Origin of the sequence: Enterobacter sp. Cy-643 (assembly GCF_011752815.1) — a bacterium.
Lineage (GTDB): Bacteria > Pseudomonadota > Gammaproteobacteria > Enterobacterales > Enterobacteriaceae > Cedecea.
On sequence record NZ_VWWV01000004.1, the window covers coordinates 181,757 to 197,493 of the forward strand.

A 15,737-nucleotide genomic window follows, 5' to 3' on the forward strand; every position below is an offset into this window, starting at 1 on the left:
CTACGAAGTTGTTACATGAGGATTTAAAAATGCTCAGTCAAATACAACGCTTTGGTGGTGCAATGTTTACCCCGGTTTTGCTGTTCCCCTTTGCCGGGATCGTGGTCGGACTTGCCATTATGCTGCGCAACCCGCTGTTTGTTGGCGAAGCACTCACTGCACCTGACACTCTGTTTGCTCAAATTGTTCATATCATCGAGGAAGGCGGCTGGACGGTGTTCCGCAATATGCCGCTGATTTTTGCCGTGGGTTTGCCCATCGGCCTGGCAAAACAGGCTCAGGGACGCGCCTGCCTGGCGGTGCTGGTGAGCTTCTTAACCTGGAACTACTTCATCAACGCGATGGGGATGACGTGGGGGCACTACTTCGGCGTCGACTTTAGCCTCGAACCCACGGCGGGCAGCGGCCTGACGATGATGGCCGGAATTAAAACGCTCGATACCAGCATCATCGGGGCGATCGTTATCTCCGGTATTGTCACCGCGATTCATAACCGCTATTTCGATAAGCCGCTGCCGGTGTTCCTCGGTATTTTTCAGGGCAGCTCTTTTGTGGTGATAGTGGCCTTCCTGGTGATGATCCCCTGCGCCTGGCTGACGCTGCTCGGCTGGCCAAAAGTGCAGCTCGGCATCGAATCGCTGCAGGCGTTTTTACGCGGTGCCGGAGCGCTCGGCGTCTGGGTATACACCTTCCTCGAGCGCATTCTGATCCCCACCGGGCTGCACCACTTCGTCTATGGCCCGTTCATCTTCGGCCCGGCGGCGGTTGAAGGCGGCATTCAGGTGTACTGGGCGCAGCACCTGCAGGCGTTCAGCCAGAGCACCGCTTCGCTAAAATCTCTGTTCCCGGAAGGCGGCTTCGCCCTGCACGGCAACTCGAAGGTGTTTGGTTCGGTGGGTATCGCGCTGGCGCTCTATTACACCGCCTCGCCGCAGAACCGCGTGAAGGTTGCCGGACTGCTGATACCCGCGACGCTGACAGCCATGCTGGTCGGCATCACTGAACCGCTGGAATTTACCTTCCTGTTTATCTCTCCGCTGCTGTTCGCTGTTCACGCCTTCCTGGCCGCCTCGATGGCAACGGTAATGTACATGGCGGGCGTGGTGGGCAACATGGGCGGCGGCCTGCTTGATCAGTTCCTGCCGCAAAACTGGATCCCCATGTTCCATAACCACGCCTCGATGGTCTTTACCCAGATAGGCATCGGCATCGCCTTTACCGGCGCCTACTTCGTGGTTTTCCGCGCCCTGATCCTGCGCTTCAACCTGAAAACGCCGGGTCGGGAAGACAGCGAGATCAAACTCTACAGCAAGGCAGACTACCAGGCCGCACGGCAGCAAACCAGCGCGGCAGTCAGCCAGGATGCAAAACACGGACAGGCGCATGGCTTCCTGCAGGCGCTCGGCGGCGCGGCAAATATTTCCAGCCTGAACAACTGTGCCACCCGACTGCGTATCACGCTCGGCGATATGGCCTTGACCGAAGCCGACGAAGTGTTCAAAGCCCTTGGCGCCCACGGCGTGGTGCGCAGCGGCAACGGTATTCAGGTGATTGTCGGACTGCATGTCCCGCAAATCCGCGACCAGATTGAAACCCTTATCAAAGAGCAAACTTCAGACGAACACCCATCCATGACGGAGGCAGTATCATGAAAAAATTCTCGGTAGTTGTAGCAGGCGGCGGCAGTACTTTTACTCCAGGCATCGTGCTGATGCTGTTGGCTAACCAGAACCGCTTCCCGCTGCGGGCGCTGAAGTTCTACGATAACGACGGCGCGCGTCAGGAAACGATCGCCGAAGCCTGTAAAATCATCCTGAAAGAGCAGGCCCCGGATATCGACTTCAGCTATACCACCGACCCGCAGGAAGCGTTCAGTGACGTGGATTTTGTGATGGCGCACATTCGCGTGGGCAAATATCCGATGCGTGAAAAAGACGAGAAAATCCCGCTGCGCCACGGCGTGCTCGGCCAGGAAACCTGCGGCCCGGGAGGGATAGCTTACGGCATGCGCTCCATCGGTGGCGTGCTGGAGCTGGTGGATTACATGGAAAAATATTCGCCGAATGCCTGGATGCTGAACTACTCCAATCCGGCGGCGATTGTGGCGGAAGCGACCCGGCGCCTGCGCCCAAACTCAAAAATCCTCAATATCTGCGATATGCCTATCGGCATCGAAAGCCGCATGGCGCAGATTGTGGGCCTGAAGGATCGCAAAGAGATGAAGGTGCGTTATTACGGCCTGAATCACTTTGGCTGGTGGACCCACGTTGAAGATAAAGACGGCAATGACTTGATGCCGAAAATTCGCGAATATGTGGCTAAATATGGCTATGTGCCGCCAAAAGACGAGCATGGCACCGAAGCCAGCTGGAACGACACGTTTGCCAAAGCAAAAGACGTCTGGGCGCTTGATCCGGACACGCTGCCGAACACCTACCTGAAATACTACCTGTATCCGGATTACGTGGTGCAGCACTCCAACCCAGAGCGTACCCGGGCGAACGAAGTGATGGATCACCGTGAGAAGCACGTGTTTGGTTCCTGTAACGCCATTATCAGCGCCGGAAAATCCTCCGCGGGCGAGCTGGAAATTGATGAGCATGCTTCTTACATCGTTGACCTTGCTACCGCGATTGCCTTTAACACCCAGGAGCGGATGCTGCTGATTGTGCCGAATAACGGGGCAATCAATAACTTCGATCCGGAGGCGATGGTGGAAATCCCTTGCCTGGTGGGCAAAGACGGACCGGAACCGCTGGTGGTGGGGAACATCCCTCAGTTCCAGAAAGGGTTGATGAGCCAGCAGGTTGCCGTCGAAAAACTGGTGGTGGATGCCTGGGAACACCGCTCTTATCAGAAACTGTGGCAGGCGATCGCGCTGTCGAAAACCGTGCCGAGCGCCTCCGTCGCCAAAGCGATTCTTGATGATTTGATCGAAGCGAATAAAGACTACTGGCCTGAATTGAAATAAGTTTTCTTAGGCTCTTACGGAGCGCGGCGGAGGCGTCGCGCTTTTTTTATGGCAAACGGTCCCGGCATTCTGTTAAAAGAAGCACGATCCTTTCAGGTAATCCTTCACACTCGGCATCACGATTAATTTTTTATTGCAATCCTCACTCCCCGCAAACGGGAAAAGCATGCTAAATATTAGTTTTCCTTCGCTAAGTAACGTGTCGCCGATGTTAAAGCCAACTCTTATTCTGGTTGCCCTCTCTTTCTGTGCCAGTTCGTTTGCTGCGCAGCAGGACGTCTTACCGCCCACCTGGACCAGCCAGCTTGGGGTGGGAATGAACGTTGACTGGGCGGTGACGGAGCGAGGCATTCGTGAATTTGACCCCCTCACGGTGCGTGACTTTCAGCAGCGAGGCTTTGGCCATGTTCGTATTCGCGTGGCGGGGCCGATAACCCATCAGAAACTGGTACATTTACGCCGCATCGTTGATGCCTGCGAGCAGTACCATATCGTACCGGTGATCAGCTACCGGGCAGCGGAGCTGAAAGCGAAGCCGACCGCTGAAAATGCAGAAGATATTGTTGAGTGGTGGACGACCGTGGCGCGCTTTTTTGCCAAAAATGACGACTCGCTGGTGTTCGATATTATCGGGCAGCCGGAGGAGAAGCTCAGCGCCAACCCTCAGTTGCTCAACCAGATTTACGACAAGACCGTGAAGGCGATTCATAAAATCAGCCCTCAGCGCCATATCTTTGTGGCGCCGCGCAACCACGCCTCTCCGGAGGCGCTGGCTACGCTTAAAATTCCCGAATCCCGCCACGGACTGGTCATGGCTGACTGGCACCTGATGCCGGGAGGCCCAAAAAACTGGAACGGCAAGACCTGGAACGGAAAAAACCAGTGGACGACGGGTACGGATGCGGAAAAAGAGGCTATCCACGCCCGCATCGAAACGGCCGTGCACTGGCAGCAGAAAACCGGCCATCTTTCCTGGGTCGGCAACTGGTCTCCTGGCAGTAAACTGCCGGTCGATCAGCAGGTTGCGATGGCGACGTTTGTCGCCTGCGAATTGCAAAAAGCGCAGATTCCGTATGCAGTCAACGGTGATGAAAAATACTACGATGGGGAAGAGGGCGCCTGGCGGCCTGATATGGCGCCAGTGCTGGACGCTATTCTGAAGCCTCAGTGTCAGTAATTATCACTCAGCGCGAATTATCTGTTGCTGCATTTCGGGTAATTATGTATTTTTATGCAAATTAATTGCATAAAAACATCATATATCCAGGGGCTTCTATGTTAACTAAAGCGATGAAATCAGTAGTGGCTGGCGGGTGTTTGCTCGCGGCATTGTTCAGTTCTGCTCAGGCGCTGGCGCAGACCTACGTTGTGGGATCCGGCGGCACTTACCGTCCGTTTGAATACGAAAACAGCCAGAAACAGCTGGAAGGTTTCGATATCGACATCATCAAAGCCATCGCTAAAGCCGAAGGGTTTGATATCAAGCTGGTTAACACGCCGTGGGAAGGTATTTTCGCCACGCTGAACTCCGGCGATCGCGACATCATCATTTCCGGTATCACCATCACCGACAAGCGTAAAGCGATGGTCGATTTCTCCACGCCGTACTTCCCGGCAGAGCAATCCATCGTGGTGCCGACCGACTCTAAAGTCGATTCCGTTACCTCCCTGAAAGGCAAAAAAGTGGGCGTGGTTAACTCCAGCACCGGCGACATTGTTGTGTCCGACGTTTTGGGTAAAAACAGCACCGACATCAAGCGCTTTGACAACACGCCGCTGATGCTGCAGGAACTGACTGAAGACGGTATCGACGCCGCCGTAGGCGACGTGGGCGTGGTGAAATACTACATCAAATCCCACCCGGAAAAACCGCTGAAGCTGGTGCCGGACAGCAAGTTTGAGCGCCAGTACTTCGGCATCGCGGTTGCCAAAGGCAACGCCGAGCTGAAAGGCAAAATCGACGCCGGCCTGAAGAAAATCATCGCCGACGGCACCTACGCTAAAATTTACGCCACCTGGTTCGACAACAACGTTCCAACCCTCCCGGCAGAGTAATTATCAATCGGGGCCGCTCCGGCCCCAAAAAGGACAGGTATGACCGGATTTCGCTGGGAGATAATCTCAGAATACGCGCCGTTGTTTATGCAGGGCGCGCTGATGACCATCAAGTGCACCATTATCTGCGTGATTTTAGGCACCACTTGGGGACTATTGCTGGGGCTTGGCCGTATGGCTCACGCCGATGACGGTCCGTGGAAGCACGTGCTGCGTTATGCCGTGCAGTGGCCGGTGCGCGTTTACGTCAGCGCGTTTCGCGGCACGCCTCTGTTCGTGCAGATCATGGTGGTTCACTTTGCGCTGGTGCCGCTGTTTATCAACCCGCGCGACGGGATTATGATCACCAGCGGAATGATGTCCGTGGACTTTGCCCGCGACCTTCGCTCCGAATACGGCGCATTTCTCTCCTGCGTGGTGGCGATCACCCTCAACGCCGGGGCCTATGTGTCCGAGATTTTCCGCGCCGGTATTCAGTCCATCGACAAAGGGCAGATGGAAGCGTCACGCGCGCTGGGTATGGGCTGGGGCAAAACGATGCGTAAGGTTATCCTGCCGCAGGCGTTCCGCCGCATCCTGCCGCCGCTGGGCAACAACGCGATTGCCATTGTGAAAGACTCGTCGCTGGCGTCCGCCATCGGCCTTGCCGACCTGGCCTACGCGGCGCGTACCGTTTCCGGCGCTTACGCGACTTACTGGGAACCGTACCTGACCATCTCCGTGGTGTACTGGGTGCTGACGTTCCTGCTTTCGCTGCTGGTGCAACATATGGAAAAGAGGTTTGGCAAAAGTGATTCACGTTAAGGATTTACAGAAACAGTTTGGCAAAACCCACGTGCTGCGCGGCATCTCCTGCGATATTGCACCTCAGGAAGTGGTTTGTGTGATTGGCCCTTCCGGCTCCGGCAAAAGTACGTTTTTGCGCTGCCTGAACGCGCTGGAAAAACCGGACGGCGGCGAAGTCGTGGTTAACGGTTTTGCGGTACACGACCCAAAAACTAACCTCAACACGCTGCGCGAAGGCGTGGGCATGGTGTTCCAGCGTTTTAACCTGTTCCCGCACATGACGGTGCTGGAAAACCTGACTATGGCGCCCATGTCACTGAAAGGGCTCTCCAAAGCGGAAGCGGTAAACCGTGCCGAAAAGCTGCTGCAAAAGGTGGGGCTGCTGGACAAAATCGACGCCTGGCCTTCGAGCCTCTCCGGCGGCCAACAGCAGCGCGTGGCGATTGCCCGTGCGCTGGCGATGGAGCCGTCGATTATTCTGTTCGACGAGCCGACGTCGGCGCTGGATCCTGAGCTGGTTGGCGAAGTGCTGGCGGTGATGAAACAGCTGGCGCAGGAGGGGATGACGATGATCATCGTGACCCACGAAATGGGCTTTGCCCGCGAAGTGGCGGACCGGGTGATCTTCATTGACCAGGGCGTGATTCAGGAACAGGGCGTGCCTGCACAGATCTTTAGCGCGCCGCAAAACCCGCGAACTCAGGCCTTCCTCAGCAAAGTACTGTAATAAAGGGCGCTTAAGCGCCCTTTGACGTTGCTGACAAAGAGTGAAAAAGCGTGGTTTTTCCCTCTTTGTGGTTATCAGCCGAAAATCAACGAATTGATTTTCCTGTTTTTTAACGAGTCGTCTGGTGTTTCTTCTATCACCAGAGTTTGTTAGCAGTAATAAAGGGCGCTTAAGCGCCCTTGTTTTTTTTTATGCAAACTGGCGGATATGCCGGTCAATAAGCGCCAGCAGTTTGTGGTTATCCACGGATTGCAGCAGCTTCACCGGCTTGCCCTGCGGCGCGTCAACGTTCACCGCCAGCCGCAAATGTTCCGGGCCATAGCGCAGGGTTCTGCCGCGGCTCAGTCCGTTCAGGCTTACATCCACGTAATCCTCCGTCCAGCTCACCAGCTCCGGCTCAAGCAGCCAGGCGACGGTCAGCACGTCGTGGATCCAGCAGCCCGGCAGGTGACGGGTCTGCATGGAAAAATCCATCCACGGGCGAATGGTATCCACGAGAAAACGGCTCAGGCGGTTATCGCAGGTAGCCAGCGCATCCAAATCGCTATGGGTCATCATGGTTTGGGTCGTCACGTCCATCGGCACCAGAACGATGTTTGCGCCGCTGGTTAGCACGGCGTGTGCGGCTTCCGGATCGACGCCAAAATTAGTGTCCTTCAGGTAGCCGTCAACGTTAAACACGCCGCCCATAATCACAATCTCTTTTACCGCGCTCGCCATCCGCGGATAAAGCTGCAAAGCCAGCGCCACGTTGGTCAGCGGGCCGATGGCAATCAGCGTGATTTCACCGGGATTCGCGCAGATAAGCTCACCCATCTTATGCACCGCCAGCGGGGCCACTTCGGCCAGCATTTTTGGGGCATTAACGTCCTTCCACAGGTGGCGCAGACCCACTTTATCGACTTTGTGATCCAGGTGCTCGCGCCACGGGGCAGAAGGCTCAATCAGCGCACGTGAAGCGCCGCGGGCGACCTCAACGGGCATACCCAGGCGAGCGACTAAATCTGACGCAACGGCGTAGCCCACTTCGCTTGGGGTATTGCCGGACACGGTGGTAATCAGCTCCAGAGAAATCTCCGGCGCCGCCAGCGCCAGGGCAAGGGCCAGACCGTCGTCTACGTTAGCCCCGGCAACGCCGTTACCCGGATCGCAATCGATAATTAAACGCGTCATGTTACTTATCACTTCCTGCTGTCGTGAGGGAGCGGCAGCCGCAGGACTCGCCAATCTCCAGCTCAAAATCGAATTCGTGTTTATGCGGCTGTCCGTCCCACTTTTTCAGCATTTCGATGGCCTTCTTAGCCATCTGCGTGACGGGCTGGCGAACCGTCGTCAAAGAGGGAACGTTGAAGGCCGATTCCAGTGTGCCGTTGAAGCACACCAGGGCCAGGTCTTTCGGCGCGGAGAGCCCGTGTTCAGACAGCGCTCTCAGGCAGCCAAAGGCCTGTTGCTCATTGGTGGCAAACAGCGCCCGAGGCAATTCGCCAGCCAGCATTTTCTTTGTTGCGTCGTAGCCGCCCCGGCGGGTGTAGTCCGTTGAAAAAATCCATTCAGGGCGAACGGCAAGGCCCGCTTCTTCCAGCGCCAGCCGCCAGCCGCTGATACGATCCTGAGTGTTCAGCATCTCCTGCGGCCCGCAAATAATGGCGATATCGCGATAGCCGTGCTCAATCAGATGGCGGGTTGCACGCCGCGCGGCATGCTGCTCATTAACCTGAATTGAGCAAACGTTCAGCTCCGGCTCAACTCTGTCCAGCATCACGCACGGCGTACCGCTGGCCTGGATAAGATCGATGTAAGGGTGCCTGTCGACGCTGGTATAAATCAGCCCGTCAACCTGACGATGTAGCAGGTTATTGATAAGCTCCAGCTCGCGGGCGCGGTCATCGCCGGAGTCGCCCAGCAAGAGCACCCGGCCATCGGCAAAAGCCTCCTGCTGGAGCGCGTGCGCCATGGACGAGATAAACGGGTTGGCAATATTGGGAACGACTAAACCATAGGTGCGCGTGGTGCCGCTGGCCAAAGCCCTGGCAATGCCGTTCGGGCGGTAGCCCGTTTTCTTGATGGCGGCGAGCACGCGCTCACGCGTGGCCTGCGCGACCGGACGCGGGCCGTTGTTAATCACGTAGCTGACGACCGCGACGGAAGTCCCTGCTTCTTTGGCGACTTCAGCGCGGGTAACGCGGTGTACTTGAGGCTTAGTCACTGAATACCTGCTTTATTTGGCTGGCGGGCGATAAACGGAGCCACAGCATAAAGCTTTGCTCCGTAAAAATCGCCGTCAACTCTGTGACAAATCAAATAGCGTCTTCCGGCAGATTGAGGTCGCGACCTCGGGTCTCCGGCGCAAAGAAGGTGGTCACCAGCCCGATGCCCGCCATCACCGCGAAGTAAAGCGCGATTGGCCACCAGTGCCCGGTCCAGGAGAGCAGCGCGGCGGCAATCAGCGGCGCCGTTCCGCCGGAAAGCATCGACCCAAGCTCTTTGGCAAACGCCATCTTGGTATAGCGGTTCGTCACGCCGAAAAGCTCCACGCCCCAGGCGGCCTGTACGCCAAAAATGCCCAGCGAAGCCAGTCCCATGCCGACGACGATGGTTGGAATAACGATCATCGGCTCGCGAGAGTCCAGCAGCATAAAGGCCGGGAAAGCGTAGAGAATCAGCAGCAGGCAGAACCAGCGATAAACGATACGGCGGCCAAAGCGGTCGGAGAGCCAGCCGGCAAAAGGAATAATGGCGAAGCCCAGCACCGAGGCAATCAGCACCGCCAGCGTGGGGACAGATTTATCTACCGCCAGCACTTTGGCGACGTAGCCAATGATAAAACCCTGGGCGAGATAAGAAGGGCCGTTTTCACCAATGCGTAGCCCGACCATGGTCCAGAAGGCGCGGGTCCGCTGCCAGAAGCTGCGCGGATCTTTCTGCTGCCGGGCCAGCCCCTTTTCCAGCACCTGTTTACGCTCGGCTTCCAGCAGCGCTTTTTGACGCTCAAAAACAGGCGTTTCACGCAGATGCTGGCGAATAATCAGGGCAACAGCGGCAATCAACATGCTGCACAGGAACGGAATACGCCAGCCCCAGGCAAGCAGCGTCTCTTTATCCATCTGCAGCACCAGCAGCCAGGTCAGAGAAGCCAGCAGCGTGCCGCTGTTGGAGCCCAGCCCGATAATGGATGACACCAGGCCGCGGCGTTTTACCGGCGCATATTCACCCAGCATCACGGTGCCGCCGGACAGCTCTGCACCCGCACCAAGCCCCTGGGCAAAACGTAGAATAACGAGACAGGTTGGCGCCCAGACGCCAATTTGCGCGTAGCTCGGGATCAGGCCAATCAACGTGGTGGAGCAGCCCATCAGCGCAATCGTTATGACCATCACCATTTTTCTACCGTAGCGGTCGCCAAGCCAGCCAAACAGCAGGGCGCCAATTGGCCGGGCAACAAAGCCCACTGAGTAAGCGGCAAAGCTGGAGAGCAGCGCCATGACGGGCGTGGCATCCGGGAAGAATACATCGCCAAAGATGATCCCGGCCGCCAGGCCATAAAGCGCGAAGTCCGCGTATTCCATCGTGGTACCGAGCCAGCAGGAGAAGGTGGCGCGAATAAAATCACGTTTACCTTCCGGCGTGGCCAGGCGTTCTTCCGCCGCGTGCTGCGCATCGCTCGGGGGAGGGGAAAAAGTGCTTGTCGTCATTAGAGTTCTCACAGAGATCGAACGTTATCTGTTGGCGAAGATGCCATTTTTAATCATTTCCCGCAGTGTATCTACGCGCGTAGATTGATCAAATAATTAAACCGGAAGTGAGAGTAAGGTAACTAAATGACAAAAATATGACGGAAGAAGTGACCCTAACCCTCCCCCGGGAAGGGAGAGGGGACAGAACAGCACTCAGGCCAAAGATGCGGGTTTTCTTCCGCCCCTTATTAGGTGAGGGGCCGATCGGGAGCAAAATATGCCGGGATTTTCTCCCTCGCCCCTTTGGGGAGAGGGTCGGGGTAAGGGGCTAATCAGCGAGCCTTCGCTAAATACTGCGCCATCTCAGCCTCTGGAACCATACCGCCCCCTGTGGCCCAGACCAGGTGCGTCGCGTTATCAAGCTGTTGGGCGCTGAAGCCCTGCAGCTCATGGTAAGACGTCGTCGCGCACACGCGCTGCGGTCCGGCCATTCCCGCCAGGGCCGACGGCTCCAGGCGAATATTTTCTTCTTCCGCCAGCCAGCCGAGCATGTCGTAAAGCGATTGATCGTCCACGGTATAGAAGCCGTCCAGCAGCCTTTGCATTGCTCTGCCGACAAAGCCGGAAGCCCGCCCCACGGCCAGACCGTCGGCGGCAGTCAGGTTATCGATGCCGATATCCTGCACGGAAACCGCATCATGCAGGCCGGTGTAAACGCCCAACAGCATGCAGGGAGAGTGGGTTGGCTCGGCAAAAATACAATGAACGTGGTCGCCGAAGGCCAGCTTCAGCCCAAACGCCACGCCACCGGGGCCGCCGCCAACGCCGCAGGGCAGATAGACGAACAAGGGATGCTGCTCATCAACGGGAATAGCCTGTCGTGAGAATTGGTCTTTCAGCCGTTGCCCGGCGACGGCGTAACCAAGGAACAGCGTGCGGGAATTTTCATCATCGATAAAGAAACAGTTGGCGTTCGCCTCAGCGGCTTTTCGCCCTTGCTCAACGGCGACGCCGTAGTCTTCGGCGTATTCAACCACCTCAACCCCGTGGCTACGCAGTTTGGCTTTTTTCCATTCGCGGGCGTCGGCGGACATATGCACCGTGACGCGGAAGCCAATTCGGGCGCTGATGATCCCAATCGACAGACCCAGGTTGCCGGTAGAACCAACGGCGATGCTGTAGCGGCTGAAAAACTCGCGTAATTCAGGAGAAAGTAACTTGCTGTAGTCATCTTCAGGACTCAGTAGCCCTGCCTCGGTAGCCAGTTTTTCCGCGTGAGTCAGGACTTCATAAATGCCCCCGCGAGCCTTAATTGAGCCAGAAATAGGCAGATGGCTGTCTTTTTTCAGCCACAGTTTGCCGTAGATTTTCTGCCCATTTTCTTTTTCCAGCCGTTTTTGCATTGCCGGAATGGCGGCCAGCTCTGACTCGATAATACCGCTGGTTGCTGCGGTTTCCGGGAAGGCTTGAGCCAGGTAAGGCGCAAAGCGATCCAGCCGGGCGTGCGCTTCTTTCACGTCCTGCTCAGTCAGGTCAACATGCGGTAAGCCCTCGGCAAGGGAGGTTGCTCCCGGGTTAAACCAGGTCGTTTCGTTCAGGGCGATAAGCTCGCTGAGCAGCGGGAATTTTTCGGTTAACGCGTGTAATTCTGTCGATTTCATAACGAGCCTCCTGGCGCTCAGATGATAAAGGAAAGCAGGAATGTGCCAGCCAGTGCAACTAAAGAAGCGATGAATGTCGCCGTGGTGTAGTACTTAAAGGTTTCATGGAGCGTGGCACCGCAATATTGCTTCACCAGCCAGAACAGCGAGTCGGTCACAATGGTGCAGCCGATGGCGCCGGAGCCGATGGCGAGCGTAACAATCTCGGGGCTGACGTTGGGATAGAGCGGCAGCAGCGGGGCAACAATAGCGGTAGCACCCATCATCGCCACCGTGGCGGAACCGACGGCGGCGTGAAGAATAAGGGCAACCAGCCAGGCGAGCAGGATCGGGTGCAGATGCAGGCCGGAAAGACTCAGCGCGAGGCTGTCGGCCATGCCGCTGGCCTTGAGAATGGCGTTAAACGCGCCGCCGGCCCCGATGATCATCAGGATATTCGCAATGGAGCCAAAGCCGGTTTCGGTATGGCTCAGCAGCGTAGTGATACTCATGTTCTGTCGCAGGCCCAGCAGATAATAGGCCACGAAAACGGCGATAAACATGGCGGTAATCGGGTTGCCGATGAACTCCAGCGCGGTATACGCCGTGCTGCCCGGCGTCATATTCAGTTCCGCGAGCGTCTTCGCCAGCATCAGGACAATAGGCAACAGCACGGTAAACAGCGTGGCGCTCAAAGACGGGAGAGAAGCCGCGTCGCGTGTTCGCAGATCCGAAAATTCGGCGGGAACGGATTTAAACGGCAGGCGATTGCCCAGACACTTCAGGAAAAGCGGACCACCCACCAGAGACGCCAGCAGGCCAACCGCTAAGCCATACACAATCACGGTGCCTACGTCGGCGCCGAGTTTATTGGTCACGAACAGCGCCGCCGGGTGCGGCGGCACCACGCAATGAACCGCCATCAGCGCGGTACACAGCGGGATCGCCAGTTTCAGCAAAGAAATGTGGGTCTTTTTGGCGATGGAAAAGGCCAGCGGGATGAGCAGCACCACGCCAACCTCAACGAACAGCGTAATGCCGCAAATCAGGCCGACCAGCACCATAATCACGTCGGCGGAAAGCCAGCGGCAGCGCTGCAGCGCCAGGCCAATGCGCTCGGCGGCACCGGAAACTTCCATCATTTTTCCCAAAATGGTGCCCAGCCCGATGACCGCGGCTAAAAAGCCCAGCGTGCCGCCGATGCCGTTTTCCACCGCGTTAACCATCTCCAGCGGCCCCATTCCCATCATTACGCCGACGAAAAAGCTCGCCAGCAGCAGCGCGAGGAAAGGATGAAGCTTCAGTTTTACGATGGTCAACACGATTAACACGATGCTGGCAAGCAGCGTACCCACCACCCAGATTTGCGATCCCATTAGCCCTTCTCCTGTGCATCATTTGCGGGCTATTGGATAAAAATCCATCCGGGCTGACAAACGATAAAACTGGCCTTTCGCATGAGATGGATTGAATCAAAAGAGTGATTTGTGTCGAAATAAGGCGATGAATTGTGTTTCAGATTCGGTTTTATTCAACTAAATGCTGCTGGTTAGCGGCAGATTTTTTAAACTTGGCCGCGGGAAATGAGAAAGAGGTCACGATGGAAACGTCACGCGAAGGGCGCAATCGGTTATTAAACGGCTGGCAGCTGTCGAAGCTGTACACCTTTGAGGTGGCGGCGCGCCATCAATCTTTTGCGCTAGCGGCGGATGAACTGTCGCTGAGCCCCAGCGCGGTTAGCCACCGGATAAACCAGCTGGAAGACGAGCTGGGGATCCAGCTTTTTGTTCGCTCGCACCGTAAAGTGGAACTGACGCACGAAGGCAAGCGGGTGTTCTGGGCGCTGAAATCTTCTCTGGATACGCTGAATCAGGAGATTTTGGATATCAAAAACCAGGAACTCTCCGGCACGCTGACCGTGTACTCAAGGCCGTCGATTGCCCAGTGCTGGCTGGTGCCCGCGCTGGAGGATTTTACCCAGCGCTACCCCTCTATCTCGCTAACCATTCTGACCGGGAACGACAACCTGAATTTACAGCGCGCAGGTATCGATCTGGCACTCTATTTTGACGATGCGCCTTCCTCGCAGCTGAGCCACCATTTTCTGATGGACGAGGCGATTCTGCCGGTTTGCAGCCCGGAATATGCCCGCCGTTTTGAACTTCATTCCCGGCCTTCTCAACTGCGCCACTGCACTTTGCTGCATGACCGGCAGGCATGGAGCAACGATTCCGGCACCGACGAGTGGTACAGCTGGGCGCAGCAGTTTGGCGTTGAGCTGCCTGCCTCAACGGGCATAGGCTTCGATCGCTCTGACCTGGCGGTGATTGCCGCGATGAACCACGTTGGCGTGGCGATGGGGCGAAAAAGGCTGGTGCAGAAGCGGCTGGCGCGGGGCGAGCTTATCGCCCCCTTTGGGGATAAAGCGTTAAAATGCCATCAGCATTACTACATTTCGACCCTTGCTGGCCGACAATGGCCGAAGATTGATGCTTTTATCAGCTGGCTTAAGGCCCTGGCCGAAGAGGCGAAATAATTTACACCGCCTCGCCATGATGCTGGAAACGCTGCGCCAGCGGCAGCCAGCAGCACAGGATCAGCACGCCCATTGCGGTCATCAGCATGCCGATGCTGTATTGCCCGGTTTGCGGCATCAGCGCGGAGAACCAGGCCATCACGCCGGAGCCGATGTTTTGCAGGCCGCCAACCAGCGCCCCTGCGGTACCGGCGAGGAACGGGAACGGCTCCATCGCGCCGCTGGTCGCCAGCGGGAACAGCATGCCCGCGCCGAAGAAGAACAGCGCCGCAGGCACCAGCAGCGTCCAGATATTCATGATGCCGAACCAGCCGGGGATCCACATCAAAATCCCGGCGAACAGGCAGCTTAATACCGCCTGCCACATCAGGCTGGAAAAACGTACATTCTGGCGGCCCGCGTACCAGGAGCCAAAAAACGCCGCCGGAATGGGCAGAATAAACAGAATGCTGACCACCACGCCATTCAGGCCGAGTACGCCGCCCATCAGTACGCCGGAGCAGGCTTCAAACACCGCCACGCCCGCCAGCCCGCCGACCAGCATCAGCAGATAGCAGTTGAAGGAGATATTGCCGAGCAGCATTTTGTAGCTGCGCATCAGGCGAGGCGGCGCTGCGTTCGCCGGGCGGGTTTCGGGCAGCCAGCGCCACATCGAGAAGGCGACAATGGCACACAACAACAGCAGGAAACCGTAACAGGCCCGCCAGCCCCAGACGCTGTCCAGCATCCCACCAATAACCGGTGCCAGCAGCGGACTTACCAGAATGCCCATGTTCAGCAGGCTGTTGGCCTGGCGTAAATCACCGCCTTCGTAGAGATCGCGCGGCATGGTTCTCGCCATCACGCCCGCGACCCCGGTGCCCATGCCCTGCAGGGCGCTTGCCAGCACCAGAATATGCAAATTCGTAGTAAACAGCGCGCCGAGCGTTGCCAGCATAAAAATCACCATGCCGGCGAGGATCACCGGGCGGCGGCCAATGCGATCGGAAAGCGGGCCATAAAACAGCTGCGACACGCCGTAGGTAAACAAATAGGCCGCCATCACGCGCTGAATCGCGCCGCTGCGCACGCCCATTTCATGAGCCATATCGGGAATAGAAGGAATATAAATCGTCTGTGTCATCTGCCCGACAGCAACCAGCAGAATCAACATCATCAGCAGGTGGATATTGGCTAACTTTCTCATGGCGTCCGATCGTTTACCTGAAAAAAGAGAGAGGCTTCGCAGCGTATTTTGCTGTGTATGTTTTGAAAGCGAGAGGAATCTATCACAACCTATGCAATAAGCCAGATGATGAGGCTGTTTTAACAACAAATTTACGTGTTGGTTTGTAAAGCGAAAGCGGCA

At 56.8% G+C, this 15,737-nt stretch carries 13 protein-coding genes; 7 read left to right on the forward strand and 6 right to left on the reverse strand.

Annotated features, from left to right (window positions below; all coding sequences use genetic code 11):
• Positions 1 to 29: 29 nt before the first annotated feature.
• The 6 genes from F3J29_RS16845 to F3J29_RS16870 all read left to right on the forward strand — a co-directional run bounded on the left by F3J29_RS16845 (position 30) and on the right by F3J29_RS16870 (position 6,539).
• Positions 30 to 1,652: an alpha-glucoside-specific PTS transporter subunit IIBC gene (locus F3J29_RS16845; protein ID WP_166867788.1), complete on the forward strand. Its 1,623-nt coding sequence runs from the start codon at positions 30 to 32 to the stop codon at positions 1,650 to 1,652.
• Complete coding sequence (locus tag F3J29_RS16850; RefSeq protein WP_166867790.1) at positions 1,649 to 2,971, forward strand: 6-phospho-alpha-glucosidase; 1,323 nt, start codon at positions 1,649 to 1,651, stop codon at positions 2,969 to 2,971. The genes F3J29_RS16845 and F3J29_RS16850 overlap by 4 nt, the downstream gene beginning before the upstream one ends.
• Positions 2,972 to 3,179: 208 nt before the next feature.
• Positions 3,180 to 4,148 carry a cellulase family glycosylhydrolase gene (locus tag F3J29_RS16855; RefSeq protein ID WP_166867791.1) on the forward strand — a complete coding sequence of 323 codons (969 nt, stop codon included), beginning with the start codon at positions 3,180 to 3,182 and terminating at the stop codon, positions 4,146 to 4,148.
• Positions 4,149 to 4,261: 113 nt separating this feature from the next.
• Positions 4,262 to 5,026: a basic amino acid ABC transporter substrate-binding protein gene (locus F3J29_RS16860; protein ID WP_166868105.1), complete on the forward strand. Its 765-nt coding sequence runs from the start codon at positions 4,262 to 4,264 to the stop codon at positions 5,024 to 5,026.
• 39 nt (positions 5,027 to 5,065) lie between these two features.
• Positions 5,066 to 5,830: an amino acid ABC transporter permease gene (locus tag F3J29_RS16865; RefSeq protein WP_008460679.1), complete on the forward strand. Its 765-nt coding sequence runs from the start codon at positions 5,066 to 5,068 to the stop codon at positions 5,828 to 5,830.
• Positions 5,817 to 6,539 (forward strand): amino acid ABC transporter ATP-binding protein, encoded by a 723-nt coding sequence (locus F3J29_RS16870; RefSeq protein WP_166868107.1) that lies wholly within the window; start codon positions 5,817 to 5,819, stop codon positions 6,537 to 6,539. Before F3J29_RS16865 ends, F3J29_RS16870 begins: the two co-directional genes overlap by 14 nt.
• Positions 6,540 to 6,728: 189 nt before the next feature.
• Here F3J29_RS16870 and F3J29_RS16875 read toward each other — a convergent pair whose 3' ends face one another.
• From F3J29_RS16875 to dsdX, 5 genes are all read right to left on the reverse strand, one after another.
• Positions 6,729 to 7,712 carry a nucleoside hydrolase gene (locus F3J29_RS16875; protein WP_166867793.1) on the reverse strand — a complete coding sequence of 328 codons (984 nt, stop codon included), beginning with the start codon at positions 7,710 to 7,712 and terminating at the stop codon, positions 6,729 to 6,731.
• A 1-nt stretch (position 7,713) separates the two neighbouring features.
• Entirely contained in the window at positions 7,714 to 8,745 is a 1,032-nt protein-coding gene (locus tag F3J29_RS16880) for a LacI family DNA-binding transcriptional regulator (RefSeq protein ID WP_166867794.1), read from the reverse strand.
• A 91-nt stretch (positions 8,746 to 8,836) separates the two neighbouring features.
• The gene (locus tag F3J29_RS16885) at positions 8,837 to 10,231 is read right to left on the reverse strand and encodes an MFS transporter (RefSeq protein WP_166867796.1); all 1,395 of its coding nucleotides are present in this window, start codon (positions 10,229 to 10,231) and stop codon (positions 8,837 to 8,839) included.
• 314 nt (positions 10,232 to 10,545) lie between these two features.
• Entirely contained in the window at positions 10,546 to 11,874 is a 1,329-nt protein-coding gene (dsdA, locus tag F3J29_RS16890) for a D-serine ammonia-lyase (protein ID WP_166867798.1), read from the reverse strand.
• Between the two features lie 17 nt (positions 11,875 to 11,891).
• Positions 11,892 to 13,229, reverse strand: coding sequence for a D-serine transporter DsdX (gene dsdX, locus F3J29_RS16895; protein ID WP_166867800.1), 1,338 nt, complete (start codon positions 13,227 to 13,229; stop codon positions 11,892 to 11,894).
• A gap of 224 nt (positions 13,230 to 13,453) precedes the next feature.
• Between dsdX and dsdC the strand changes: the two genes are divergently transcribed.
• Positions 13,454 to 14,389 carry a DNA-binding transcriptional regulator DsdC gene (dsdC, locus tag F3J29_RS16900; RefSeq protein WP_166867802.1) on the forward strand — a complete coding sequence of 312 codons (936 nt, stop codon included), beginning with the start codon at positions 13,454 to 13,456 and terminating at the stop codon, positions 14,387 to 14,389.
• A gap of 1 nt (position 14,390) precedes the next feature.
• Here dsdC and emrD read toward each other — a convergent pair whose 3' ends face one another.
• Positions 14,391 to 15,575 (reverse strand): multidrug efflux MFS transporter EmrD, encoded by a 1,185-nt coding sequence (gene emrD, locus F3J29_RS16905; RefSeq protein WP_166867804.1) that lies wholly within the window; start codon positions 15,573 to 15,575, stop codon positions 14,391 to 14,393.
• Positions 15,576 to 15,737: the final 162 nt, after the last annotated feature.